This window comes from Stenotrophomonas sp. YJH_SMC_43, assembly GCF_059372535.1.
The window spans coordinates 1,074,692-1,100,256 of the sequence record NZ_JCAFVQ010000002.1 but is presented as its reverse complement, the minus strand read 5'-3'; the positions used below and the strand labels follow the sequence as shown (position 1 = coordinate 1,100,256).

Here is a 25,565-nt window from a genome sequence, read left to right as displayed (position 1 = left end):
TTCCTTCCGGGGCTACAGGGTCTTGGCCAGGAAATCGGCCGTGCGTTGCTGGCGCGGGCGCTCGAACAGGGCCTCGGGCGTGCCCTGCTCGATCACCCGCCCTTGGTCCATCATCACCACGTGGTCGGCCACGCGGCGGGCGAAGCTCAGTTCATGGGTGACGATCACCAGCGTGGTGCCGGAACTGGCCAGCTCCTCGATCACGCTCAGCACTTCAGCCACCAGTTCCGGGTCCAGTGCCGAGGTCGGTTCATCGAACAGCAGCACCTTCGGTTGCAGCGCCAGTGCGCGGGCGATCGCGATGCGCTGCTGCTGGCCACCGGACAGCTGGCGCGGGAAGGCATCGGCCTTGTCGGCCAGGCCGACCCGCTCCAGCAGTGTGCGCGCCTGCTGCTCGGCCTGCGCGCGCGATACACCACGTACCGCGATCGGTGCCTCGATGATGTTCTCCAACGCGGTCAGATGCGGGAACAGGTTGAAGCCCTGGAACACCATGCCCACTTCCGCACGACGGCGGCGGATCTCGCGCTCGGGCAGTTCGTACAACGTGTCACCCTCGCGGCGGTAGCCGATCAGCTGGCCGCCCACAGTCACGTAGCCGCTGTCGGCACGTTCCAGGTGGTTGATCAACCGCAGCAGCGTGGATTTCCCGGCGCCGGACGGTCCGATCAGCACCGTCACGCTGCCGGCGCGCAGGTCCAGGTTCACGTCTTCCAGCACCGGCTGATCGCCGAACACCTTGCCCACGCCATGCAGCGATACCGCCGCACCCTTGCCCGCTTCGACCTGGGTGGCGATGCGCGGGCGGTTGGCCACGCGTGGCGCAGCATCACTGGATGTCCGCACGGGTGACGACACCCGCGACACCGAGCGCTCGCGCTGCAGCTGGCCGCGCGCGAAGCGCTGCTCCACGCGCCGCTGCAGCAGCGACAACACGGTCAGGATCACCAGGTACCAGACCGTGGCGACCATCAGCAGCGGCACCACCTCAAGGTTGCGCCGGTAGATCACCTGCACGGTGTAGAACAGCTCCGGCAACGCCAGCACATAGACCACCGAGGTACTCTTGGCCAGGCCGATCACATCGTTGAACGCGGCCGGCAGGATCGAGCGCATCGCCTGCGGCAGGATGATGCGCCGCACCTGGCGACCACGCGGCAGGCCGAGCGCGGCCGCGGCCTCGTACTGGCCGTGGTCGACCGAGAGGATGCCACCGCGGATCACTTCGGCCGAGAACGCTGCCTGGTTCAGGGTCAGGCCCAGCACCGCGGCGGTGAACACACCGATCAGCTGTGTGGTCGGATACGAGAACAGGCTGATGCCGGTGAACGGCACGCCCAGTTCGATGGTGCTGTACAGATAGCCCAGGTTGTTCAGCAGCAGCAACAGCACCAGCAACGGGATCGAACGGAACAACCACACATAGCCCCACGACACCGCCGACAGCAGCGGCGAACCGGAGACGCGTGCCAGCGCGAGCAGCGTACCCAGCGCGAAACCGAGGCCGGTGCCAAGCGCGGTCAGCAGCAGCGTGCGACCCAGGCCTTCCAGCACCGGGCGTGCGAAGAACCACTCGGCGAAGGTGCCCCAACCCCAGCGCGGATTGCCCAGCACGGACTGCAGCCCGATCAGGATCAGCGCCAGTGCCAGCACCGTGCCGAAGACCTGCAGCGGATGCCGGGCCGGCACGATCTTCAGTGCCTGTCCGGGCGCCGGACGAGCGGCGATGCCCTCCAGCGCGGTCGACGGTGTGCTCATGCGTGGGCTCCGTGCAGCAGTGCCTGTGCAGGGGTAACGACAGGCGTCGTCGCCCGCAGGTGCTTCTCGAACGGCAGATGCGCAACCGTTTCCGGGTCGGCCTCCAGATCGAACAGCGCGGTGTAGCCGTGGCTCAGGTACAGGCCAACAGCTTCAGGCTGGCGGAAGCCGGTCGTCAGGAACACCCTCCGGTACCCTTGCCGCGCCGCCTGCTCTTCCAGCTCCTGCAGCACGCGCCGCGCAATGCCCTGGCGACGCAGCCCGGGCAGCGTCCAGATGCGCTTGAATTCGGCGGTATCCGGATCGCGGTGCGGCATGAACGCACCGCCGGAAATCGCCACCCCGTCGCGCAGCAGCAGCACGAAGGCGCCCACCGGGGCCGCAAAAGCCTGCGCCGGATAGCGCTGCAGCTCCTCGCGAGCGCTGCCGCCGATGCGTCGGCGCACGTCGGCGTAGCGACTGTCGTATTCCTGCTCCAGGCCATCGAACAACGGCCGCGCCAGCGGATCATCCACCGAGGTATAGAGGAAGCGTTCGTTGCTGCTCATGCCACGTCCTTCACCAGATAGTCTTCGGCCAGTCGCGCCCACAGGCTGGCGGCGGGGGCAATGGCGGCGTCGTTGAACACATAGCGCGGGCTGTGCAGCGGTGCGCTCTCGCCGTTCCCGACGAACACGAAGCTGCCCGGTCGTGCCTGCAGCAGGAAGGCGAAATCCTCGCTGGCCGTGCGCGGCGCAAACTCGGGAACGACCTGTTCGGCACCGAAGCCCTGCACGGCCACCTCGCGGATGTAGGCGGTCTGCTGCGGATGGTTGATCACACTGGGGAAGCCGCGCGGGAACTCGATCTCGGCGCGCGCACCGAACGCGGCGGCGGTCTGTTCGGCAATCTCGGTGACCCGGCGCCGCAGGGTGTCGCGCACCTCCGGTAGATAGGCGCGCACGGTCAGCTTCAGCTCGACCACGTCTGGAATCACATTGGCGGCCTGCCCGCCGTGGATCGAGCCCACGGTGACCACGCCCATCTGCCGCGGATCGACATTGCGTGACACCACGCTCTGCAGCGCGGTGATGATGTGCGCCGCCACCAAGATCGGATCGACGCTGCCCTGTGGCTCGGCGCCGTGGCCACCCTGGCCGATCACCCTCAGCCGTGCCCAGTCCACCGATGCCATCGCCGGACCATCGACGAAGCCGAAGTGGCCCACCGGCACGCCCGGCCAGTTGTGCAAGCCATAGATGGCATCCACCGGGAAGCGCTCGAACAGGCCATCGGCAATCATCTTCGACGCACCCGAGCCGGTTTCCTCGGCCGGCTGGAATACCAGCTGCAGGGTGCCGTCGATGCGCCCGTGGTGGGCCAGGTAATGCGCGGCAGACAGCAGGATGGCGGTATGCCCATCGTGACCACAGGCATGCATCAGGCCCTCGGTCTGGCTGGCGTAGGCCAGGCCGGAGTCCTCATGGATCGGCAGTGCATCGATGTCTGCACGCAGGCCGAGATGGCGACTGCCCTGCCCACGCTGCAGCGTGCCGACCACGCCGGTGCCACCGAGGCCGGTGGTCACCTCATAGCCCCATTGCTGCAGAAGCTCGGCCACGCGGGCGCTGGTGCGGTGCTCCTCGAAGGCCAGCTCCGGGTGCTGGTGCAGGTCATGGCGGATCGCGATGGCGGCCTCGGCACGTGCTGCAATTTCCGGCAACACGCCGATGGACGCGGGATTCCGCCGGGCGTGGCCCGGTGCTGCCGCAGTTTCTCCGCTCATCGCCCTACCCCACCTTCCGCGCCGGTTCGGCGTCGGTCGAATAGCGGCTGGCCTTGTACGGCAGACCCAGATGCTCGCGCAGGGTCTGTCCTTCCAGCTCGCGCTGGTGGTAGCCGCGCGCCTGCAGGATCGGCAGCACCTGGGTCACGAAATCGTCCAGGCCCTCGCGCTGCGCGGCGAAGCCGAGAATGAAGCCATCGCTGGCACCGGCATCGAACCAGCGGATCAGCTCATCGGCCACATGCTCCGGTGTGCCGATGAAGTTCGGCCGTGGGCTCACTGCTTCCAGTGCCACCTGGCGCAGGCTCAGGCCCTTCTCACGCGCATCCTGCTTGATGCGGTCGGTGGTGGAACGGAACGAGTTGCTGCCGATGTCACCCAGCTCCGGGAACGGTGCATCCGGATCGTACTGGCTGAAATCGTGGTGATCGAAGAAGCGCCCCAGGTACGCCAGTGCATCCTCCAGCGTGGCCAGTGCGGCAATCGCCTGATACTTGGCTTCGGCTTCCTCGGCGGTGCGGCCGACGATGGGGCCGATGCCCGGAAAGATCTTCACGTCATTGCCGCTGCGGCCGTGCGCGATCGCCGAGTTCTTCACCTTCTGGGTGAATGCACGGGTTTCTTCCAGCGACGGCGAATGGGTGAACACCGCATCGGCGTACTTGCCGGCCAGCGCGATGCCGTCGTCAGACGAACCGGCCTGAAAGATTACCGGCTGTCCCTGCGGCGAACGCTGGATGTTGAGCGGGCCTTCCACCTGGAAGAAGCGGCCCTTGTGGTCGAGGCGGCGGAATTTCTCCGGTGCGAAGAAGGTGCCGCTGTCGCGCTCACGCACGAAGGCGTCGTCATCCCACGAATCCCACAGCCCCTGCACGACGTCCAGGTACTCATCGGCGATCTGGTAGCGCAGCGCGTGCTCCGGGTGCGGCCGGCCATAGTTGCGGCCCGAACCTTCCAACGGCGACGTCACCACATTCCAACCGGCACGGCCGCCGCTGAGCAGATCCAGCGAGGCGAACTGGCGGGCCACGGTGAACGGGTCGCTGTAGGAGGTCGACAGCGTGCCGGCCAGGCCGATCTTCTTCGTTGCCGTGGCCAGCGCCGACAGCAGCGAGATCGGCTCGAAGCGGTTCAGGAAGTGCGGGATCGACTTCTCGTTGATATACAGGCCATCGGCCACGAAGCCGAAGGCGATGCCGTTGTCCTCGGCGGTGCGCGCGATGTCAATGTAGAACTGCAGGTTGACGCTGGCATCGGCCGGATTGGATGGATGCTTCCAGGCATGCATGTGGCTGCCGGGGCCCTGCAGCATGATGCCGAACGGAATTTGGCGCGGGGTGGTGCTCATGGGAATCGCTCCTGCAGGTCAGGCCACCGCCGCGCGTGGCGCGGGCGACAGCAGCTCAAGGGAAGTCAGGCGTGCGTCGAGGTCGGCCACCGGCGCGTCGAGGACGAATTCGCCCACGCCGAAGCGCCGATGCAGCGCATCCAGTTCATCACGCACGTGCTGCGCATCACCGGACAGCACGCTGGGGCGCGTTTCCTCGATGCGGAAGTCGGCCACGCCTACCTGGCGTGCGTACTCGGCAGCCGCCTCGGGGCTGGGCAGGTTCACCGCCTGCCCGGGACCAAGGTGCAGCTTGTAGACGCGTAGCGCACCGATATGCCGCGCAGCCGCTTCGGCCGTAGGTGCGGCGAAGGCCACCGTGGCCAGCAGCGGGGGCTGCGAGGAGACGCTGCGGTAGGCTTCGAACGCGGCCTCGATGTGCTTCGGATCACCATCGAAGTGCGCGGCGTAGACGAAGCGCCAGCCCAGCGCGGCCGCCTGCTGCGCACTCTGCGGGCTGGCACCGAGCAGGAAGCGCTCCGGCGCCTGCTGCGGAATCGGCCGCGCCAGCACATCGGCTTCGGCGCCGGACAGATAGCCCTCAAGATCGCGCAGTTGCTGGTCGAAGTCGGCGAACGCCGGGCGCCCGGCCGCCAGCGCCGCGGTCGATGCCGGCAGGCCGCCGGGTGCCTTGCCCACGCCCAGATCCACGCGCCCTGGCGCCAACGCTGCCAGCAGGTTGAAGTTCTCCGCCACCTTGTACGGGGCGTAGTGGCGCAGCATCACCCCGCCACTGCCGATGCGGATGCGCCGGGTCTGCGCCAGCACCCAGGCCGCCAGCACTTCCGGCGCCGGGCTGGCCAAGGTCGGCGCGGCGTGGTGTTCGGCGAACCAGTAGCGGTGGTAGCCCAGCTGCTCGGCACGCTGCGCCAGCTGCAGGCTGTTGCGCAGCGCCTGCTCCGGCGACGCGCCTTCGGCCACCGGGCTCTTGTCCAGTACGCTGATCTGATAGCTCATCGTCGCGTCCTCGCTCAGGGATGGGCCACGGGGATGCCGAGCAACCCGTTCAGTGCGGCCAGTATCGGCTCGGCGCCGGAGATGTACTGGCGGTCCTGGTGCGCGCCACTCGCAAGATCACTGCGCACGCCCTGCGGCAGCACCAGCTTCGGCAGCGACTGGTCCTGCTCGCCGATCTCGGCGATCACCTCGCGGCGCGGCCGAGCGAAGCCGATGCGGCGCACGTCCAGCTGCGCGTCCAGGCCGTCGATGCTCGACAGCGCCCCTTCCAGCAGCAGGCTGTGCCGGCAGAAGAAGCGCTGGCCGGGAATCTGCCCGTCCTCGAACTCACGGTCGAGCAGGAACAGGATGGGCTTGTCGGTTGCGTCCAGACTCACGGGGTCGTCCTCATCGGGGGGCGGCAATGCGATGCCGCTTCGATATCGATGCTAGAGATGACGGCCGTCGGCACGGCGATGCCAGACGACAATCGGCGGTCAGATCCGGCCACGCAGATGCGCCTTGGCCATAAGCAAAGCGCCGCCGGTTATGCCGTCAGGCGATGCGTCGCAGCGGCGCCGCTACCGCCAGCGCCTGCGTAGCCAGATGGCCGGCCGCACGCTCGGTCGCCAGCGCGATCCGCGCCTGCAAAGCGGTACTGTTGATGCGCTCGCCATCGAAGTCGGCAGGCGTGGCATACACCCCGATCGGCAGCGTGTGCGCCTGCAGGAAACTGAACAACGGCCGCAGCTGGTGGTCGATCACCAGCGCATGGCGCTCGCTGCCGCCGGTCGCTGCCAGCAATACCGGCGTATCCACCAGCGCTTCCAGCCCGATGAAGTCGACCAGGTGCTTGAACAGCCCCGGATACGATCCCCGATAGACCGGCGCGGCCACCACCAGCAGCCCGGCCGCCTCGATCGTCTGCAGCGCCTGCTCCACGGCGGGCTCCACTTCGTCGCGCGACAACGACTGCCCCAGCGAACGCGCGATCGGCGCCAGCTCCACCAGATCCACACTGGCGTGCACCCGCTGCTGCAACGACTCCAGCAGGTGCCGCACCAGCAGCAACGTGCGCGACGTCGCCGAACTGGTCGGGGACCCCACCACTGCAACCACCTTCAATGCAGAAGACATGAACTGCTCCTCGATGATGCCGAACTGCCGCCGGCCGCCTTTCGCCTTGTGTAGAGCCGAGCCATGCTCGACTGCTCCAGATCAGAACCGGTAATTGATCCGCCCGTACCAGAACGCCCCGATGCGGCTCAGCACGTCGCCCGAATCCCACGTCGTCTCGATGCTCGCCACATCGGTGGCACTGCGCGCGTACTCGGGCACCTTGCGGGTGCGCTTGTCGAACACATTGTTGATGCCCAGTGCCGCACTCCAGCCCGCACCCAGTTCCACCCCACCGGACAGGTTGGTCACCAGCACCGGCGGCTTCTTGTACTCCACGCCGTTGTTCAAGCGCTTGATCGGGCCGTAATAGGTGAAGTCCAGGTTCGAGCGCCAGCGCCCGTTCTGCCACCCCAGGCCGGCCACCTGCGTGTAGCTCGGCGTGCGGAAGCGCAGCGCGTACTCACTGCTCTTGGTCAGCAGGTTGATGTTCGGCAGCCCCTGCAGCGCCGCCGGAATGTCGCTGACCTTCTGGATGGTGGTGCGCCCCACGTTGGCCGCGTAGCTCCAGCGCAGCTTGCCCCACGTGGTTTCCTGGTTCGCCTCCAGGGTCAGCTCGACACCGCGTGTGCGGGTGTTGCCCACGTTGGTGAAGTAGCTCGCGTAGAACGCATCACCCGGCAGGATGCTGATGCCGGCCGAACCCAGCAGCGCATCGATGGTGTTCTTCTGCGCCGCGCTCAGCACCGTACCGCTGTTGTCGGTAACGCGCGCCGGATCCTGTGCGTTGTAGCCGATCTGGCTGGACTGCCCTAGCTGGCCACGGATATCGATCTGGTACGCATCCACGGCCAGGTGGAAGGCCGGGCTCGGGTCCCAGGTCACGCCGAGGCTGTAATTGGTGGCTTTCTCAGGCTTCAGCGGCGTGGCACCCAGTGCGATCGCCGCCGGCGACGACACCTGTGCCACCAGCGTGGTGCCGCACGGGCAGCTGCCAGTGGCCTGGTAGAACTGCGCACCCAGGCTGGGCGCATGGAAGCCGTTGCTGACCGTGGCCCGCACACCCAGCGCATCGGTGAAGTCGAAGCGCGTGGTCAGGCGGCCCGTGGAGACACTGCCGAAGTCGGAATGGTCTTCCCAGCGCGCGGCCGCATCCAGGTACCAGCGCGAGGTGACGTTGGTGGCCGCGCCCACATAGACCGCCTTGCTGTTGCGGGTAGCCTTCACCGCGTCCGCAGTGGAATAGCCGACGAAGGCCGCAGCACCAAAGCCGGTATACGACTCCCACTGCCCGGCCCCGCGTTCGTACTTTTCGTGCTGGTACTCGGCGCCCGCGCTCACTTCCAGCGGCGAGGCGAACGCGGCCACCTCGAAGCCACGGCGCAGGTCCAGGTTGGCGATGCCCTGCTGGTAGTCCAGCTTGCCGTCGTAGAAGTCCGTGGGCGAGCCGGGATACGGCAGCGAGTAGTTCACCGAGTTACGGGTGTAGGTGCGCACCGTGCTGCGGTTGCCGGTCAGGCTGGCGTCGTAGTCCCAGCCCGCGATCTGGCCTTTCACGCCCGCGGTGCCGGTGTACTGCTTCTCCTTGGTTTCCAGCACCGGCAGGAAGCCATCCGGGAACACACTCAGCACGCCGGGGGCCTTGTAGGTGGTGAAGATGGTCGCCGGCAGGCGGAAGTTCTGGATCGCCTGCGCGGTGCGGTCGCTGGCGGTGGCATTGGCGTAGAACTGCGCGCTTTCGCCCAGGCCATGGCCCACGTTCACCGCGAAGGCCTTCAACGCGTACGACGGCGAGCTGAGGATGGTGTTGGCCTCGGCATCGCGGTTGGCCTCAGCCGGGTTCAGCGACGCACCCGCAGGCAACCGGTTGTTCGGGCGCAATGCCACCAGATTGCCGTTGCCGTCCACCGCCGGGTAGCTCAGATAGCCATCGATGTAGCGGCGGGTGCGGATCGCATGATGCTGGCGCGTGGTCTCGCCAGACAGATTGACGAAGCCATCCTGTCCCCACGGCAGGCCCACGTTGGCACGCACGCTGGTACGCGAACCATCACCGTCGATGCTCTGCCCGCTCTCCACGGCAAACTCACCGCCGTGCGCCTGCGACTTCAGGATCACGTTGACCACGCCGGTGATCGCATCCGAGCCGTAGATGGCCGAGGCACCATCGCGCAGCACTTCGACATGGTCGATGGCCGAGACCGGAATCAACGCCAGATCGGCCCAGGCATGGCCCGGATAGCCGCCGCCGTTTGCCCCGCTCACATAGGCACTGGCATTGCGACGCTTGCCGTTCACCAGCACCAGCGTGTAGCCCGGCGACAGGTTGCGCAGCTGGTAGCCGCGGATCAGGCTTTCCTGGTCACTCTGGTAGCCGCCGATCTGGCTCAGCGACGGCAGGCTGCGCTGCAACGCTTCCAGCAGGTTGCCCTGCCCGGTAGCGGCAAGGTCCTCGGCGGAGATCACATCGATGGGCGTGGAGCTGTTCTTTACCGTGCGCGTGCTGGTGCGCGAACCGGTCACTACCACCGCATCCAGCGTGGACGCTGCCACGTTGGCTGTCGCGGCGGTGGCGGCAGGATCGGCATCGGCTTCCGCCGCATGGGTGGGCGACGCGGCGAGGATAGCAGTGATCAGAACAGCGAGAGTGCTCAGGACAGGGGCGTGGGCGGCAGGCATGGGGGCTCGTGGGGGTGGGCCGGAAACACGCTTCCATTCAAGGGCCTGTTCACCTGGCGCGACAGGCGGGATCACGTCACCCAACCGTCATATCCGGCCACCCACATGACCGCTGGTAATGAGGTTAGGCGGCATTGCCGGTGCACTGCTGTCTGTAGAGCCGAGCCCACGCTCGGCTGCTCTTCGCGACGGCGTCAGATGCATCCACTTCTGCCAATTTTGAGCCGGGCGTGGGCTCGGCTCTACAAGAGGGGAGCGACCGCTCCATATGCCTGGCCGGCATCACCTCATGCCCGCGCACCACTCAGCGCCATGCATCTGCACCCGTAGCATCAAGCCATGCCCAGCCCACCCGCCGATCCCGCCGCGCCGCTCGTTGCCATCGTCGCCTGCCACGGCCAGGGGCTGTTCGAATTCGGCTGTGCGGTGGGCCTGTTCGCGCCGATAAGACCCGAGCTCGGCGTGGCCTGGTACCGCACCCAGCTATGCGCAGGCGAGCCCGGCGCACTGCGCATGCTCGGCAATGCGCAGGTGCAGCTGCCCTGCGATCTCAGCACGGTTGATGACGCCGACATCATCGTCATCCCCGGTTGGCGCGAACCCAGCGAACGCCCGCCGCAGGCACTGCTCGATGCGCTCAACCGTGCCCACGCACGCGGCGCGCGCATCGCCTCGATCTGCTCCGGTGCGTTCGTGCTGGCCTGGGCCGGGCTGCTCGACGGTCGCCAGGCCACCACCCATTGGCGCCTCACCGAAGCGCTCGCACGTGAGTTCCCACGCATCGATGTGCGCGAAGATGCGCTGTATGTGGATACCGGCAGCATCATCACCTCGGCCGGCTCGGCCACCGGCATGGACATGATGCTGCACATGGTGCGCAAGGACTACGGCGCGCGTGTAGCCAACCTGGTGGCCGAGCGGCTGGTGCTGGCGCCGTGGCGCGACGCCGGCCGCAGCCAGCGCGTCAGCCGGGCCATTCCCCATGGCGAGCCCACGCGCTTGGCAAAGCTGATGGAATGGATGCGCCGCAACCTGCGCGAGCCACATTCCCTTGGCAGTCTCGCCGAGCAGGCTGCACTCAGCCAGCGCACGCTGCAGCGGCAGTTCCTGGAAGCCACCGGCCTGTCGCCGATCGACTGGCTGATCCGCGAGCGCGTAGCCTTCGCGCGCGAACTGCTGGAAACCACCGACCGGCCGCTGCAGTGGGTCGCCGAGCAGGCCGGGTTTGGTTCGCAGGAGTCATTCCGTCGGCATTTCCGGGGTCAGGTCGATGCGAGCCCTACCGAGTATCGCAGCCAGCATCGTGGCGGTATTGGCGCGGATCGGTTGGTGGGCTGCTGATTCAGCGGTACTTCGTGCTGCGGGCCTGCATCGCTTACAACGTGGTGGTGCGCCGATGGATCCGCCAGCACTGCGCGGCAAAGCCCATCACAAACACCACAGCCAATCCCAGCAGCGTCTGCAGCACCACCGGGGCCATCGGCGCCGCAGCAATCGGATGCGCTGCCGGCAAGCGGGTCAGCGTTTCATTGACGCCGGGCACCAGCGACAACAGGAAACTGAACGACAGCGCGAAGGTCGACAGGTAACGCGCTGCGCGCCCCAGCCAGCGCAGCCGCGCGGCCAGCACGCCGCCGAATGCCACCAGCAGCACGATCACCCCGAATGCGTGGCCCGGGTTGATCCCGCCCGTGCTGGAGACGGTGAATGAGGTAGCGACAGACAGCACCAGTCCCGCCAGGTACAGCTTGCCCGAGCGTGTTGCAGGGTCGATTGCGCGATGGCGAATGAAGGCATACAGGCCGCTGAGGACCGGGATCAGGCTGACAACGGTATGGAACACGCCCAGCGTGGACAGAGAGTGCGACATGGAATATCTCCAGAGTTAAATAAACCTACTAGTAGGTAGGCGCATGATTCAAAAAAATGACCCGCGTCACCGCGGGCCCCACCACAGTCATGTCAGGCAGTCGCGCTCACCCGCGCAATGGCCAACCGCGCCAGTGCCGCGAACGTCGCCGCATCGCCGAAACCGCGCGCAGCCAGCATCGCGCCATGTACCGACGACATGAAGGCCCTCGCCTCGTCCGTCGCCGAACCCTGCAGGCGCAGTTGACCCAGTGCCGCGCCCTTTTCCAGCGTCGCGGTCAGCCACCCGCTCAGATCCTCGAAATGCCCGCGTACTTCTTCGGCAATCTCCGCAGGGATCATCGGTGCCTCTGCCGCCAGCATCGCGCAGATGCAGAACGAAGACGTGCCACCGGCGATACAGCTGGACCAGTAGTCCACATAGGCGTTGAGCTCCTGCAGCGGGTCGCCCAGCTGCCGGTCCAGCAGCGCCAGGCCCTCACGCGCCTCGGCCCGGTACAGCTCAACCACCGTGCGCACCAGATCCACCTTGCTTGGGAAATGGTGGTGGATGCTGGCCTTGCTGATGTTCACCCGCGCCGACACGTCGGCGTAGCTGAAGCCGTTGTAGCCACCGGCCTCCAGCAGCGAACGGGCGTGGGCCAGGATCTCCTGGGCCTTGGGCGAGAGCGACTCTTTCATGCCGCCAACCTACTAGTAGGTTGAGGCGCTGTCAACTCCCCCTGTTGGACTCGCCGGGCGTGGCCCGGCGCTACCCACGCCCCGCTCAGTCCTCCTGTACCAGCTTGAACTCGCGCAGCAGGCCACCGATCTGGGTCTTGTCCAGCTTGTTCATCAGCAGGTTGCGCAGGAACGCAGGCCCGGGAATATTCAGTTCCTTGCCATCGCGCAGACGACCGGCGGCGGCCAGCAGCGAGCGCACGTCGTAGGTGGAATTGAACACCTCCGGCACGCCGCGTTCGATATCCAGCAACGTGTACACCGCTTCCATCGGCGTACGCACCGAATACTCGGTGGTGAAAATGCAGTCGCGCTGCTTCGATTCGGCGAACTGGCCGATGAAGGCGAAGTTCACCGCACCTTCCGGCACCACGTCAGGGCGATCACCGGCCTGGCGCGGCATGAAGAACGCGGTGATGTACGGCATCATCACCGGTACCGTCTTCGCACCGGTCGCGGCCAGCTCGTCGATCTCGTCCACCGGCACGCCCAGGTGGTACAGCCACTCGCGGGCGATCTCCTCGCCGGTGCAGTCCTGCATCGGCTTGTTCACGTAGTCGCCGGGCGTATCCACGAACAGCGAATACACCCAGACCACGATCTGGTCCTTGGGCTGGTTCTTGAAATGTGGCTGCCGGTTCACCGTCCAGCTCATCAGCCAGCGCGAGTCACGCACGCTGACGATGCCGCCGGTCACCACCTTGCCGCTGAAGGGATCGCGCTTGGCGATCTTCTGGATGTAGGCCGGAATGCGCGCATCCAGCGTGGTCACCGTCGCCGATTCCCACTTGGTTTCCGGAATGTGCGCGCCGAACACGTCCGGACGCCCGAACGCTGCATCCTTCGCGGCAATGCGTCGCCACAGGTCCCAGGCCGGCGCGGGGCCTTCGTTCAGGCGTGCCGCAGTGTGGTGGTCGCCATTGTCCGAGTTCTCAGTCAGCGAGCCGATGGTCATGAACAGAAGATCGTCCGCGCCCAGATCCACGCCACCGGGTACACCATCACGCATCCAGTGGATGCGCGTGGCCTGCTTGCGGCCCGGCTGCAGATCGAAGTCGACGTCGGTCACTTCGGTGCCGTACTGGAACACCACGCCATGGTCCTGCAGCCACTTCACCAGCGGCAGCACCAGCGATTCGTACTGGTTGTACTTGGTGAACTTCAGTGCCGAAAAGTCCGGCAGCCCGCCAATGTGGTGGATGAAGCGATGCAGGTACAGCTTCATCTCCAGCGCCGAATGCCATTCCTCGAACGCGAACATGGTGCGCCAGTACAGCCAGAAATTGCTGTCCAGGAAGTCGCGGCCCAGCACTTCGTTGATGCGCTTGTTCTCCATCTCCTGCCGGGTGGCCAGGAACAGCGCGATGATGTCCTTCTGCGCCTGCTCGGTCAGCGTGAACAGGCCATCGGTGTGCGCATCCTCGCCGCGATTGACCGTGGCACGCTGCAGCGAATAGTTCGGGTCGTCCTTGTTCAACCAGTAGAACTCGTCCAGCACGCTGGCGTCCTCGATCTCCAGCGAGGGGATCGAGCGGAACAGGTCCCACAGGCACTCGAAATGGTTCTCCATCTCGCGGCCACCACGGATCACGAAACCCTTTTCCGGCACCTTCAGGCCATCCAGCGCGCCGCCGGCAATCTGCTGCTGTTCAAGGATGGTGATGCGTTCACCGGCCATGCGGCCATCGCGCACCAGGAACGCGGCGCCGGCCAGCGAGGCCAGGCCTGAACCCACGAACCAGGCCCGCTTGCCCTCGACACCGGCCGGCTTGCGCGGGCGCGCGAAGGCTTCGTAGTTGCCACTGCTGTAGTACATGCGCTGCTCCTTCCTGGAGGGGGTCATCAGGAACCCGCAGCGGGATGACACAGCCATCCCGTGCAGGTCATGGCCCTACTCTAGCGCCGAACCGATGTACCGTTTCCTGCACACACGCTGCGGCCGAATGACGCAGCCGCGTCAGAGCTGCCGGCCGAGCAGCATGCCCGGCCAACCGTCCACGTTGAACGGTGCGACGCGTGTGTAGCCACAGGACTCATAGAAGCGCACCAGATCACCATTGCCACCGCCGTAGCAGTCCACGCGCAGATGGTCGAGTCCGGCAGCGCGCGCCTGCTCATCGGCAAACGCCATCAAGCGGCGGCCGACGCCGCGCACGCGGCCATCGCGCGAAGCCACCAGCACGCGTACGTACAGCTCTGGCCCATCGGGCGCCGGTACATAGGGCATCGACTCACCCAGCGCCAGGAACGCACGCACCTCACCCAGTGCGTTCTGCGCCACCCACGCGCCGGGCAGCGCGCAGGCATCAGTCACCTGGGTGATCCGACGCGGCACCGTCGACCACGGCTCGCTGCCGCACTGCTGCAGATTACCGATCAACACGAACCATTCGATCACCTCGTCGAAGAGCCGCAGCACCGCAGGGGCATCGGCCACGCTGGCGCGGCGGATGGTCAAGGTGTCCTTTCCAGCTTCAGTCATGCACGTACTCCTTCCAACGCATCAATCGGCTGCACCGAGGATGCCGGCCAGCGGCCAGCACTGCCAGGGCCGGACGTCCGTGGGCCGGATTTGACATGCAGGCATTTACCTGCATATAGTCCACTCGACGGCGGCGCCTGCCCGCCCACGCGAGGAACCTGCAATGGTGGACATCGCACATCGGGTCGGCATCAAGGCCCCCGCAAGCCAGGTGTACCAGGCCCTGGCCACCCCCGAAGGCGTCGCCGCCTGGTGGGCTGAAGACACCCACGGCGACCGCGAGACCGGCGGTACGGTCAGGGTGCGCTTCACGAACAACGGCCAGGAAATCGGCGCCATGGAAATGCAACTGGAACAGCTGATTCCCGGCGAGCTGGTGCTCTGGAAGTTCCTGGTCGGCCCCGCCGAATGGATCGGCACGCATGCACGCTTCGCACTGAAACAGGAAGGCGACTACTGCATCGTGCTGTTCACCCACGAAGGCTGGAAGGAACGCGTCGAGTTCACCTCCCACTGCAGCACCAAGTGGGCGGTGTTCCTGTTGAGCCTCAAAGCCCTGCTGGAAACCGGCAAGGGCCAGCCCAACCCGCACGACGTCAGGATCGACAACTGGAACTGAAGACGCCCCGCATGAATGCAGACAAGGTGTTCAAGGCCCTGGCCGACCCCACGCGCAGAACGCTGCTGGACCTGCTCTGCGCAGACAACGGCCAGACCCTGGGCCAGCTCTGCGAGCACCTGGACATGGCCCGGCAATCGGTCACCCAGCACCTGGGCCTGCTGGAAGACGCGAACCTGATCAGCACCGTGCGTCGTGGTCGCGAAAAGCTGCACTTCATCAACCCGGTGCCGCTGCATGAAGTCTACGAGCGCTGGGTACGCAAGTTCGAGCAGCAGCGCCTGAGCCTGCTGCATGACCTGAAACGAGAACTGGAAGGAGAATGACGATGTCCGCAGAGACCACCCGCTTCATCCACGTGATCTATATCGCCTCCACGCCACAGAAGGTGTTCGAGGCCATCACCCGCCCCGAGATCGCCCGCCGCTACTGGGGCCATGAGAACGTCTCGGACTGGAAGCCCGGCTCGCGCTGGCAGCACGTGCGCGCCAACGAAACGCGCTCGGTCGAGCTGGTCGGCGAGGTGGTGGAAAGCACCCCGCCCTCGCGGCTGGTCATCACCTGGGCCGCCGCCTCGCAGGCCAACAACCCGGATGCTTACAGCCGCGTGACCTTCGACATCGTGCCCTACCAGGACATGGTGCGGCTGACCGTTACCCACGAGGAGCTGGAACCCGGCAGCGGCATGGATACCGGCATCCGCCAGGGCTGGCCGATCGTGCTGTCCAGCCTGAAGTCGTTGTTGGAGACGGGCAAGGGGCTGGATGTGTTTGCGAAGCCAGCGTAGTCGTCGGGATGGCTGGCCCGCGCGAGCGGCACCGGGGAGATGGCCCCTGTTGCCGCCGCCGCACAATCCCCAATCGCTCCCCCACATTGCATTTCATGGAACAATAGGGAGCACATGGTTCTCGAGTTCCGTTATGTCCCCCGTGTTGCTAACCGTCGATCAGGCTGCCCAGCAGCTCCGCCTGCACCCCAAAACCGTCCTGCGGCATATCCGTAGCGGCCAACTGCGCGCGACCCGCATCGGCAAGTCCTATCGCATCACCGCTGAAGACCTCGACGTGTTCACCGGCACCGTGCGTGAGCCCTCCGCTGCGCGCCCACAGCTGACCACAGTGGTGGATATTCCCGGATGCGGTGCGGCACGTGCCGCCGACCTGGTGCGTGCCCTGCATGCGCGCGTCACCGGCCGCGAGGCCGACGATGAGCCGCTGCGCATGGAGACGATCTATTCGCCTGAGCACGATGTGCTCAAGCTGATCGTGATCGGTGGCCTGGCGGGTTCCGCAGCGCTGCTGGTCAGCCTGCAGCGCCTGCTGCAGGACCGCAGCGCATGAAGCGGCAGCGCCCCGGCATTCCCACGCAGCACGTACTTGCCGCCTATCGCCAGGTGCTTTCGGACTGGCCGGTACCCCACGAATCGCACCATCTCGCCACCCGCGCCGGTTCGACATTTGTGGTCAGCTGCGGCCCGGAACACGGCCCTGCCCTGGTGCTGCTGCATGGCACCCTCAGCAATGCCGCCAGCTGGATGTTCGATGCCGAACGTTGGAGCGAGTACTACCGCGTGCATGCCGTCGACATCATTGGCGAACCGGGCCTCAGCGAAGGCACGCAACCTGCGCTGGACAGCGACGCGCATGCGCAATGGCTGGATGATGTCCTCGACGCACTTGGCGTGGAAAGCGCAGCATTCGTGGGCCTGTCGTTCGGCGGCTTCCTGGCACTGGACTACGCGCTGCGAAGGCCTGCCCGGGTCAACGCACTGGTCCTGGTCAGCCCCTCGGGTATCGGGCGCCAGCGTGCATTCCTGCTCAAGGCGCTGCCACTGTTGCTGCTTGGCCGATGGGGACGCGAGCGCCTGCGCCGCGCGGTCATGGGTCCCGCGCCACTGCATGCACCTGCACGTGCGCAGCCGCTGCTCGACCTGCTGGCATTGATCCGTGCCGAGGTTCGGCCACGTCCGCTGCGCATTCCCCGCATCAGCGACGAGCGCCTGGCTACGTTGCATCCGCCGGCAGCCCTTGTCATGGGCGCGCGTGATGCCCTCATCGACGCCCCTGCCGCCGCCGAACGCATGAAACGGCTCGTCCCGACGGCGGACGTCACCCTGCTCGCAGACGCCTATCACTACATCCCCGGCCTGCGCGAAGACATCCTCGCCCGGCTGCGTCAACTGCAGAACCTCCAGCATGAATGATTCCATTGAACACATCGGCACCACCCGCCTCCTGCGCATCGCGCCGCAGGGCCCCGCACTCGATGCCAACGGCCTGCGCGATCTGGTCGGCGATGCCCTCGGGCATCAGGCCGAGTGGATTGCCGTGCCGGTGCAGCGCCTTCCGGCAGACTTCTTCGAGCTGCGCTCCGGCATGGCCGGGCAATGGCTGCAGATGCTGGTGAACTACCGCCTGCGTTTCGCCGTGCTGGGCGATGTCAGCGCTTACCGCGCACAAAGCGAATCACTGGACGCGTGGATCACCGAATGCAACCGCGGCCACAACGGCTGCTTCGTGTCCGACTGGGATGCCCTGCTGGCACGTCTTCCCGTGTCGGCCAGCTAGCGCGCCGTCCAGCCCCCATCCACCGGCAGCGCCGTGCCGGTGATCTGCGCCGCAGCGTCCGAGGCCAGGAACACCACCATCTCGCCCAGCTGCTCGGGCGTCACGAACTGCAACGACGGCTGCTTCTCGGCCAGCAGCGCACGCGCGGCGGTTTCCTGATCCGTGCCTTCCTTCTCCGCCAACGCGGTGATCTGCTGCTCGACCAGCGCCGTTCGCACCCAGCCCGGGCAGATGGCATTAGCGGTGATGCCGGTGCCCGCATTCTCCAGCGCGGTCACCTTGGTGAACCCCACCACGCCATGCTTGGCCGCCACATAGGCCGACTTGTTCACCGAGCCCACCAGCCCGTGCACCGACGCGATGTTGATGATGCGGCCGGCGCCCTGCTGCTTCATGTGGGGCAAGGCTGCCGCCGTGGCATGGAACACCGCCGACAGATTCAGCGCCAGGATTGCATCCCACTTGTCGACGGGAAACTCCTCGATCGCGGCCGTGTGCTGGATGCCGGCATTGTTCACCAGGATGTCGATGCGCCCCATCTTCGCAACGGCGTGGTCGATCATTGCGCGCACCGCCTCGCCCCGGGAAAGGTCCGCGCCATCGTGCGCCACCCGTACACCGAACTCGGCTTCCAGTTTGGAACGGATGCGTTCGATCTCCGCCGCATCGCCGAAGCCATTCAGCACGATATCGACACCTTGCCGCGCCAGCGCCGTGGCGATGCCAAGACCGATACCGCTGGTGGAGCCGGTGACCACCGCAACCTTTCCAGAGAACATGGGCGAGCTTCCATTGGGGGTGGGCCGCCAGTGTAGCGTTACCGGCCTCCGCACCCTCCTCCTACGTGCCCACGTCCAACGAATACGCCAACAGGAACTCCCTGGCGTACTCATTCCCACCCTGCGCCGAAGCGCGAATCAGGTCCACCGCACGCGGCACGTCCCTGGCAACACCCTTGCCATGGAAAAACGCCAAGCCAAACTCGAACATGGCCGACGGATAGCCGGCCTCCGATGCCCGCTCAAAACACGAGGCCGCCCGCATGACGTCCTGCTCGACGCGGTCGCCGGTCAGCAGGCACAGTCCTACCGCATGGATTGCCGGGATATAACCCTTCTCTGCGGCCTGCTTGAGGGTCGCGAAGCTGTCCGCCTCGGCATGTGCGTCGTCCTCCCCAACGGGCATCGAAGAAGAGAGGAACAACGCTTCGGCACAGCCGCTTGCAAGCTGTGGAGTCAACAGCCGCCGCGCCTCGGCAATGTCACCACGGTCGAGCACCGCATCGAAGTCGGTCGTGAGCTGGGTTGGCATGTTCGTCATGGCGCAGGCGTCCTTCCTGTTTGCGGGCATCCTTTCGTCCCGTTGGCATTATGCCAGCACCATCCCAGGGCATCCCGCCAGACCCACAAGACCGGGTGCCCAGAAGACCCTCCGCGTCCATCGGTGTTGGCCCTATAGTCAGCGCAATCCACCCATGGATGGCCCGACGGAGGCCGCTCAGGCACTCCGCCCGATGTCGCAAATGACATTGGACCCGCCACGGAATGTGCGGATACCCTTGAATCCGCATGGATCTGCCGAAAGGGTGATAGTCATGGCTTTTGCTTCCCCTCCGCCTGTCCCGGCGAACCTCCAGGAAATGCTCAAGGACTATCCGGAGCACATCGAACAGCTACAGAAGGCTCTCATTTCAGTGAGCCATAGGCGACAGAGTTACGCCCCCCCTTGAGGCCGCAGTATGGAGGACTGTCTCACTAGCTTTGTCGCCGAAGCGCGAGCTGAACCAGCAATTGCCGAAGCTTCAGACGCCCCCAAGGCAGTCGCACAGTCTCAAACAAAGGAAAGGCTCATGTCCTTTGCGAGATCCAGCAACTTTGGCATGGCCAGACTCGGCGATCTCAGGAAGTACTTCGAGCTTCATTCAAGGCCCGACTAGCGACGGCTTCTGTTAGTCGGCTGGCTATTTAGGGGGCATTGAACTCGCCATTACAAGTACAGATACTCATGAAAACGCGTCAGACAGCTGAACAGGTACCCACCATGCCTCAATCCTCCCCCCCGGTTCCGGCTAAGCTCCAGGAAATGCTCAAAGACTATCCGGAGTATATCGAACGACTGCAGAAGGCTCTCAACTCGGTGAAGGACAGGAGGATAAAGTCCACCCCTCCTTTTGAGGCCGCAGTCTGGCTATTGGAAGACCACCTCAGTGGCTTTATCGCTGAAGCGCGAGCTGAACTAGCCACCGCCGAAACGTCAGGCAATCCGCAGGCCATTGCACAGGCAAATGAGAAGCTCGAACTGATGTTCATGGCACGAAGCGGTGGCGGCGGGATGCTGAACATCAGTGATCTTGCGGCCTACTTTGAAACTCATAAAGAGCACTACTGATGCCAGCTCCCAGTGCCGTTCTTGCCCCCGCGACTCATGCAGAATACCTGGAGCGGCACGTCATCCCTCGGAGTGGATTCAATTCCGCAAACCATCATGAAGTACCGCGCGCCATCGTCTTGGCCGGGCAACCAGGTGCTGGCAAGAGAAAACTGAATGATGCGGCAAAGATCGACCTGGGGTATGACGTAGTGCCCATCGATCCTGACGATCTACGCGATACACATCCGGACGTCGAACGCCTGCGTCAGCAGCACCCATACACTTGGGCCGGCCACACCCACGAAGACGCCAGCCAATGGGCAAAAGAGCTGCGATCGGCAGCAATCGGTGGGCGTAGAAATCTCATCCTCGATACCACGCTCGGCAACGGTGATAGCGCGGTCACACTGATCAAGGACCTTCAGGCCAAAGGCTACGACGTAGAGATTCGGGGCGTCGTCGCGCATCGGCTGGAAAGCGAACTTGGTGTGGATGCGCGCTTTGCGGACTCTTTGAATAGCGCCGGTTTCGGCCGCTACGTCCCCGAAGACGTGCGCAAACACGTTTACGATGCCCTGCCCGGCAATCTGGACAAGGTTCATGCCGAGACCGGCATCCAGATTCGACTCTACGGACGCGAAGGCGCTCAGGTCTACGACAGCCATAGCGATACCCGTCTACCGGGCGCAGCGCTGGAAGCCGAACGTGAGGCTCGGCTGAAAGACCCCCGAATCACCCAATCATTGCGCGATGGCTGGCGCGCACAAGGCCGCTGGCACGCCGAGCTTGGGGACACCCTGCCCCTCAACGACAAGGTCAGTCCACCAACAGCGGCAGCCGTTTTCGATGAGCGCGCAACGCTCAAGGTTGTTGAAGGCATTACACCCAACATCCAGGAAGCACGCGTCATCGACCACACCATCCGCGTGCGTCCAAACATGGTGCGGGGCGCCGTCATCGGTGGCGCCGCAGCGACGGTCGTTGAAGCCGCGACGGAAGGAACAAGGATCGCCGACCTGTACGCACGCGACAACCGGACGGGCGCGGAAGCCGCGCTGCTGGACTTCGGAGCACGCAGCGTCGGCGGTTGGACCGGCGCAGTGGTGGGCGCCAAGGTCGGTACGCTGCTGGGCATCGAATCCGGCCCTGGCGCCATTGTCACCGGCATCATTGGTGGCGGGTTAGGCGCCTGGGGTGGCAGTGAGATCGTCGACTGGATCGAGAAGTACCAGATCAACAACCAGGCCGACAGCACCGGCAGGGTTTGGACATTTGACCCTGCGCATCCCGAGAAGGGCTGGACGCACAGCGAGCGGGAGATCGTGGGCACCGTCGGCACCCTGGCCGATCGCCCGATCTACGGCGCGACTACACTGCTCACGGCCGACGCCGAATTGACCCAGCAACTGAACTACCAGGCCTCAAGCCGGGCCGTCGGGCTGCGGCTGTCCGCGCCGGATCAACCGATCAATCCCTTCAGCATCGCCGGCGATGCCAGCGATACGCCCAGCGCACTGCCACGCTCCTGGGAGCGCAATCCAGAAACCGGCGAATGGCGGCGCGAGGTCGTCCATCAGGTCCTCGAACACGGCATCAAGAACACCACGGTCGAAGTAGCCGACGCCACCAAGGCTGCCCAGCTTGATGACGCCGCACAGGGCATCATGGCCTTCAACGCCGCCCGTAGCTCGGCGGCCTTTGCCAAGCAGTACGAGCAGGCCTACACCGCCCAAGGCTGGTCCCAGTACGGACCGATTCCGGATGAAGTGATCTGGGCCCAAGACCATCCCGATCACGTACTGGCATCCGATGGACGCACCTATCAGCAACAGGGCGACGGCGAATGGCTGCATGACGGCTGGATCTACGATTCGCTCGCCGAGGGCAACATCCGCGACGAGTTGAACCGAACCTATCCGCAGATCCGCGCCATCCAACAGATGGAGGCGCCGGTACCCGGCGCCCACGAACGCAGTATCGAGGCACTGACCGTCAACGAACGCGAAGCCCGCGACCAGGCCATGCAGGAAGCCAATCGACTGGGTGTCGCTGCACCGCAAGCGCAGCAGGTTGCCGCCGCTGCCGTGGCTGAGGTTCGCGGCGAGCACGCCGAAGAACGGCTGACGCCACAAGCCGTGATCGATGCGCACAGCGTTGAACGCGCTGCACTGTCGCCCAACACATCACCCTTGGTACAGGAGCATCGCGCTCCTGCGCCTGCAGCGCCGACGCCTTCGGATCGTGTGGAATCCGTGCAGGAACCGGCTCGCCGCGAAGCACCACGACGGGAGCCGATCGCGGCCGCTGCAACGCAACCTGCACCGGATGAGTCAAGCGAGCGGCAAGCGCATACCGAGGCAAATCCTCCTGCGCACCCGATGCCGGCAGCCCCTGTGCCGTCACCCGGCATTCCCTCCGCTGAGCGATCTCCCGCACAGCCAGAAGTGAGTGCATTACCTACGTCGGATGTCGGACACCCCGCTCCTGCGCAGGAGCCCGTTGCGACTCAGACCCACTCTCTGGCCCCGTCAATCCAGGCCGAAGTGGCTGACGCCGCCCCGGCTACTGCTCGTCTCCACGAAGCCGAAGCAACACCAGCGCCAGTCCAACTTGAGCCAGACGTTCCAGCCCCCCTCGCAGCAGCCGAGGCCGCTGCGCCCAGGGTCTCAGAGCACGAGCCTCCTTACGCGCCACCACCCGTGGAAGCACTGGCGGCACCACCCTCAAGCGCAACGGCCCAGCAAGAGCCCGAAGCGCCGCCCGCCCCCCTGCTGCCTACCCAGCCTGAGCATCCCGATCACGCCCTCTACCAGCAGGTGCGCACAGGCGTAGCCACATTAGATGCAAAGCACGGCCGCACGTTCGACGAAGCCAGCGAGCGCATGACTGCCAGCTTGCTGGTGCTCGCCAAGGACAACGACCTGGATCGCGTGGACCACGTACTGCTGAGCAACGCCACCGCGGACAAACCCGCCGGTCATACTCTGTTCGTCGTACAGGGCGAGCCCAGCGACCCCGCACACCAGCGCGCTGCGATGCCGACCGAACTGGCCGCACAGACCTCAGTCGAAGAATCCATGCAGCAGTTCGACGCCGTCAGCCGCGAAGCGCATCAGCGCGTCATCGCTAACCAGCTGGAGCAGCAGCTGGAAGATCAGCGCGTGCAGCAGGATATCCAGATCCGTGCCGCCAGCATGGGCTGAGTGGGTAAGACACGCGCGAAATCATTCACAACAGCCCGCCCTCTTGGTCCCTCTGCTTGCCAATCGGCGCTATTGATATCGCCGCACAATCAGAAGAACAGACTCGCTCGCTCAACGGTCGCGAGCGGATTGGCCTTCCGCACCGCCTCCAGAAAAAGCAGAAAGTCGCGGTTGAACAGCGAAAGGTTGTTGGTGAACGTCACGCACTTTTTACCCGATGCTCTGCTGAAGCATACCTGCCAGACATAGCGCGCATAGATGACGTCGGACGTTCGGGTGACTGAGGTGATCTGCGAAAGCGGAACTGCCGTGGGAACCGGTCCCCGCCGCAGGTAGAAAGCTTCCGTATCGAAGAAGTAGTGCTCGCGATCCTCTTTGCCATCCACCATCACCAAGGTCATGGACGTGCCGGAGATCCGGCGAGGCGGATTCAATCGCAGCCCGGATCCCAACGCGGATCGCGCAGTCGCTGACATTCGCCGAAGGGTGAACCAGAGGATCACCAACGGAAGCGCCACAAGGACAATGAAGCCTACGGTCTTCAAAACAACTTCCAATGTGCTGGGCACACAGATCTCCAGGCTGAACGTTCAGGCATTGGCGATGCCCAGGTAGATCCACGCCACGCGTGGATGGCTCTCCCTCAACGCCCCATCACTTCCAATGATCCGGCCCCAAAAACGGCAGGCTCAACACAAACACCGGCACCGCCACCGGCACCAACGCCGCGCCCAGCACCTTCCCGGCCGCCGTGCCAACCCCCGGCTTGTCCGTATCGTCCGGCCGGATCCGCTCAGCACGCGCGGTGATCGACTGCGGCAGCTTCGCCTTCGCGGCCAGCACCGCGGCATCCGGCAACGTCACCCGTTCGCCGTCACTCTCGAACAGCGCGCTGTAGTAGCTGCCGCCCTGCCTGGAAAGATTGCAGTCCGGGTTGGCCGCCAGCTCGTAACGGCTCCGGGCTTCAAGGATGTACGGCCGGCGCGTCAATGCATCGATGGCCTTGGCCACCCGCGGGCTGATCTCCAACCGCTCCAGCTTGAACTGCGCCGCCTGTTCCGGCGTCACCTGCTCTGGCCGCAGCAGCAGCGCGTAGCTGCCATGCACCTTGCTCCTGTCGGCCGGCACGCGCCAGTCCTCACGGAAATACAGCTGCGCGCAGACCACGGCCTCGCGCAGCGGGCTGTCCATCAGCGCACGGTAATCACGGAACGGCGCCGCGTCGAAGCGCATCGGCTCGTCATAGACCGGCAACAGGTACAGCTTGCCGTCGTCGGCCACGAACGCGCCGGTGATCTCGCGATTGGAATGGTGGTAGTCCGGCCCACTGGCGCAGCCAGACAGCAAGCCCAGGCACAGGGCGGAGAGAATGAAGCGGATGGACGCTCGCATGTCGTGTTCGAGGGATTCCCTGGGAAAATGGCCTCGGCCATAGGGACGAAGCCAGTCCGCCATAGTGCCACGGCGGTCGTTCGCGCTCCAAGCTGCGGCGGTGGAGACCCACGCCATCGGTTGTTCTTGCAAAGCCCTCTGGCCGGCCTGCGCTGCCACCGGGCCGTCGATAGAACCGCACACTTCCAAGAGGCATCGATTGCGTCGCCGGAAAGCGCGCCGAGCGCAAGCGCACTTGCCACGCGCCAGTCATCCCATATCGGAAACTGTGAGCCGATAGCGCACAGCGCGATTGCCCCGCTTGAACTCTGAAACGAGATGAAAAATCTTCTCAACCTGAGTGTAATGGTCCTCGTGTCCCGGCTCGCTCCGCCATTCCATCATCGACCGAAAGCCGCGATGCTTGGCCAGTAAAGCCTCGATATCAGGCGGCCCCACGAGATCAAGATACTCGGCCTCGGTGATCTCACGCGACCAATCAGCGAGCGCATGTGGATCCGACACGAGTGGAAGATTGAAACGGTCTATCAAGCGAATGCCGTCGCGGCAGATTCCTAGCAGGCTGAGATTGAGGTAGAAATCCCGAGATTTGGCCCCGGGACGTCCCTCGTACAGAATCGGTTCCGCAAAGGTCACTATGACACCGCTTGAAACACCCATACGCTACTCCTCGATTCAGACGGCCATGCACGAGGAGTTAAA

Annotated in this window: 26 protein-coding genes; 9 read left to right on the top strand and 17 right to left on the bottom strand. The window is 65.2% G+C overall.

Annotated features, from left to right (window positions below; all coding sequences use genetic code 11):
- Nucleotides 1–12: 12 nt before the first annotated feature.
- The 8 genes from AC5QAH_RS11575 to AC5QAH_RS11540 form a co-directional block, all read right to left on the bottom strand.
- Nucleotides 13–1,758, bottom strand: coding sequence for an ABC transporter permease subunit (locus tag AC5QAH_RS11575; RefSeq protein ID WP_100051369.1), 1,746 nt, complete (start codon nt 1,756–1,758; stop codon nt 13–15).
- Nucleotides 1,755–2,306 carry a GNAT family N-acetyltransferase gene (locus tag AC5QAH_RS11570; RefSeq protein WP_019338454.1) on the bottom strand — a complete coding sequence of 184 codons (552 nt, stop codon included), beginning with the start codon at nt 2,304–2,306 and terminating at the stop codon, nt 1,755–1,757. The genes AC5QAH_RS11575 and AC5QAH_RS11570 overlap by 4 nt, the downstream gene beginning before the upstream one ends.
- On the bottom strand, nt 2,303–3,523 hold the full coding sequence (locus tag AC5QAH_RS11565) for a M20 aminoacylase family protein (RefSeq protein WP_134958270.1): 1,221 nt from the start codon (nt 3,521–3,523) through the stop codon (nt 2,303–2,305). Before AC5QAH_RS11565 ends, AC5QAH_RS11570 begins: the two co-directional genes overlap by 4 nt.
- A gap of 4 nt (nt 3,524–3,527) precedes the next feature.
- Nucleotides 3,528–4,871, bottom strand: a complete 1,344-nt coding sequence (locus AC5QAH_RS11560; protein WP_049410859.1) for an LLM class flavin-dependent oxidoreductase — start codon at nt 4,869–4,871, stop codon at nt 3,528–3,530.
- A gap of 18 nt (nt 4,872–4,889) precedes the next feature.
- The gene (locus AC5QAH_RS11555; protein ID WP_313411841.1) at nt 4,890–5,867 is read right to left on the bottom strand and encodes an MsnO8 family LLM class oxidoreductase; all 978 of its coding nucleotides are present in this window, start codon (nt 5,865–5,867) and stop codon (nt 4,890–4,892) included.
- Between the two features lie 14 nt (nt 5,868–5,881).
- The gene (locus AC5QAH_RS11550) at nt 5,882–6,244 is read right to left on the bottom strand and encodes a DUF3088 family protein (protein WP_014646898.1); all 363 of its coding nucleotides are present in this window, start codon (nt 6,242–6,244) and stop codon (nt 5,882–5,884) included.
- 157 nt (nt 6,245–6,401) lie between these two features.
- Complete coding sequence (msuE, locus tag AC5QAH_RS11545; RefSeq protein ID WP_217015690.1) at nt 6,402–6,983, bottom strand: FMN reductase; 582 nt, start codon at nt 6,981–6,983, stop codon at nt 6,402–6,404.
- Nucleotides 6,984–7,064: 81 nt separating this feature from the next.
- A complete protein-coding gene (locus AC5QAH_RS11540) occupies nt 7,065–9,641 on the bottom strand; it encodes a TonB-dependent receptor plug domain-containing protein (protein WP_495232349.1) in 2,577 nt (858 codons plus the stop codon).
- A gap of 339 nt (nt 9,642–9,980) precedes the next feature.
- Between AC5QAH_RS11540 and ftrA the strand changes: the two genes are divergently transcribed.
- A complete protein-coding gene (gene ftrA / locus AC5QAH_RS11535; protein ID WP_010484649.1) occupies nt 9,981–10,982 on the top strand; it encodes a transcriptional regulator FtrA in 1,002 nt (333 codons plus the stop codon).
- 34 nt (nt 10,983–11,016) lie between these two features.
- Here ftrA and AC5QAH_RS11530 read toward each other — a convergent pair whose 3' ends face one another.
- The 4 genes from AC5QAH_RS11530 to AC5QAH_RS11515 form a co-directional block, all read right to left on the bottom strand.
- On the bottom strand, nt 11,017–11,511 hold the full coding sequence (locus AC5QAH_RS11530; protein WP_049483177.1) for a hypothetical protein: 495 nt from the start codon (nt 11,509–11,511) through the stop codon (nt 11,017–11,019).
- A gap of 92 nt (nt 11,512–11,603) precedes the next feature.
- Nucleotides 11,604–12,191, bottom strand: a complete 588-nt coding sequence (locus AC5QAH_RS11525) for a TetR family transcriptional regulator (RefSeq protein ID WP_197576624.1) — start codon at nt 12,189–12,191, stop codon at nt 11,604–11,606.
- Between the two features lie 85 nt (nt 12,192–12,276).
- Nucleotides 12,277–14,046, bottom strand: a complete 1,770-nt coding sequence (locus tag AC5QAH_RS11520) for an oleate hydratase (protein ID WP_495232348.1) — start codon at nt 14,044–14,046, stop codon at nt 12,277–12,279.
- Nucleotides 14,047–14,187: 141 nt separating this feature from the next.
- The gene (locus AC5QAH_RS11515; protein WP_495232347.1) at nt 14,188–14,712 is read right to left on the bottom strand and encodes a GNAT family N-acetyltransferase; all 525 of its coding nucleotides are present in this window, start codon (nt 14,710–14,712) and stop codon (nt 14,188–14,190) included.
- Nucleotides 14,713–14,875: 163 nt separating this feature from the next.
- On the opposite strand from AC5QAH_RS11515, the gene AC5QAH_RS11510 reads away from it, so the two are divergent.
- From AC5QAH_RS11510 to AC5QAH_RS11485, 6 genes are all read left to right on the top strand, one after another.
- Nucleotides 14,876–15,331, top strand: a complete 456-nt coding sequence (locus tag AC5QAH_RS11510) for an SRPBCC family protein (protein WP_134958263.1) — start codon at nt 14,876–14,878, stop codon at nt 15,329–15,331.
- An 11-nt stretch (nt 15,332–15,342) separates the two neighbouring features.
- Entirely contained in the window at nt 15,343–15,657 is a 315-nt protein-coding gene (locus AC5QAH_RS11505) for an ArsR/SmtB family transcription factor (protein WP_010484635.1), read from the top strand.
- A 2-nt stretch (nt 15,658–15,659) separates the two neighbouring features.
- Entirely contained in the window at nt 15,660–16,118 is a 459-nt protein-coding gene (locus AC5QAH_RS11500) for an SRPBCC domain-containing protein (protein WP_241874326.1), read from the top strand.
- A gap of 133 nt (nt 16,119–16,251) precedes the next feature.
- Nucleotides 16,252–16,671, top strand: a complete 420-nt coding sequence (locus tag AC5QAH_RS11495; protein ID WP_241874327.1) for a helix-turn-helix domain-containing protein — start codon at nt 16,252–16,254, stop codon at nt 16,669–16,671.
- A complete protein-coding gene (locus tag AC5QAH_RS11490; protein ID WP_010484629.1) occupies nt 16,668–17,534 on the top strand; it encodes an alpha/beta fold hydrolase in 867 nt (288 codons plus the stop codon). Before AC5QAH_RS11495 ends, AC5QAH_RS11490 begins: the two co-directional genes overlap by 4 nt.
- Nucleotides 17,527–17,898, top strand: a complete 372-nt coding sequence (locus AC5QAH_RS11485) for a DUF4180 domain-containing protein (protein WP_241874328.1) — start codon at nt 17,527–17,529, stop codon at nt 17,896–17,898. The genes AC5QAH_RS11490 and AC5QAH_RS11485 overlap by 8 nt, the downstream gene beginning before the upstream one ends.
- Here the strand turns inward: AC5QAH_RS11485 and AC5QAH_RS11480 are convergent.
- The gene (locus AC5QAH_RS11480) at nt 17,895–18,677 is read right to left on the bottom strand and encodes a 3-hydroxybutyrate dehydrogenase (RefSeq protein ID WP_241874329.1); all 783 of its coding nucleotides are present in this window, start codon (nt 18,675–18,677) and stop codon (nt 17,895–17,897) included. The two genes, AC5QAH_RS11485 and AC5QAH_RS11480, sit on opposite strands and share 4 nt — an antisense overlap.
- A 61-nt stretch (nt 18,678–18,738) precedes the next feature.
- Entirely contained in the window at nt 18,739–19,218 is a 480-nt protein-coding gene (locus AC5QAH_RS11475; RefSeq protein WP_162292581.1) for a tetratricopeptide repeat protein, read from the bottom strand.
- Nucleotides 19,219–19,902: 684 nt separating this feature from the next.
- Between AC5QAH_RS11475 and AC5QAH_RS11470 the strand changes: the two genes are divergently transcribed.
- Nucleotides 19,903–20,286 carry a hypothetical protein gene (locus AC5QAH_RS11470; protein ID WP_231298579.1) on the top strand — a complete coding sequence of 128 codons (384 nt, stop codon included), beginning with the start codon at nt 19,903–19,905 and terminating at the stop codon, nt 20,284–20,286.
- Nucleotides 20,286–23,471, top strand: a complete 3,186-nt coding sequence (locus AC5QAH_RS11465) for a zeta toxin family protein (protein ID WP_495232346.1) — start codon at nt 20,286–20,288, stop codon at nt 23,469–23,471. The genes AC5QAH_RS11470 and AC5QAH_RS11465 overlap by 1 nt, the downstream gene beginning before the upstream one ends.
- A gap of 89 nt (nt 23,472–23,560) precedes the next feature.
- Here the strand turns inward: AC5QAH_RS11465 and AC5QAH_RS11460 are convergent, their stop codons facing one another.
- From AC5QAH_RS11460 to AC5QAH_RS11450, 3 genes are all read right to left on the bottom strand, one after another.
- Nucleotides 23,561–24,016 carry a hypothetical protein gene (locus AC5QAH_RS11460; RefSeq protein WP_235303976.1) on the bottom strand — a complete coding sequence of 152 codons (456 nt, stop codon included), beginning with the start codon at nt 24,014–24,016 and terminating at the stop codon, nt 23,561–23,563.
- Nucleotides 24,017–24,125: 109 nt separating this feature from the next.
- Nucleotides 24,126–24,863 (bottom strand): hypothetical protein, encoded by a 738-nt coding sequence (locus tag AC5QAH_RS11455; protein WP_241874332.1) that lies wholly within the window; start codon nt 24,861–24,863, stop codon nt 24,126–24,128.
- A 249-nt stretch (nt 24,864–25,112) separates the two neighbouring features.
- The gene (locus AC5QAH_RS11450) at nt 25,113–25,523 is read right to left on the bottom strand and encodes a hypothetical protein (protein ID WP_049453228.1); all 411 of its coding nucleotides are present in this window, start codon (nt 25,521–25,523) and stop codon (nt 25,113–25,115) included.
- Nucleotides 25,524–25,565 lie beyond the last annotated feature (42 nt).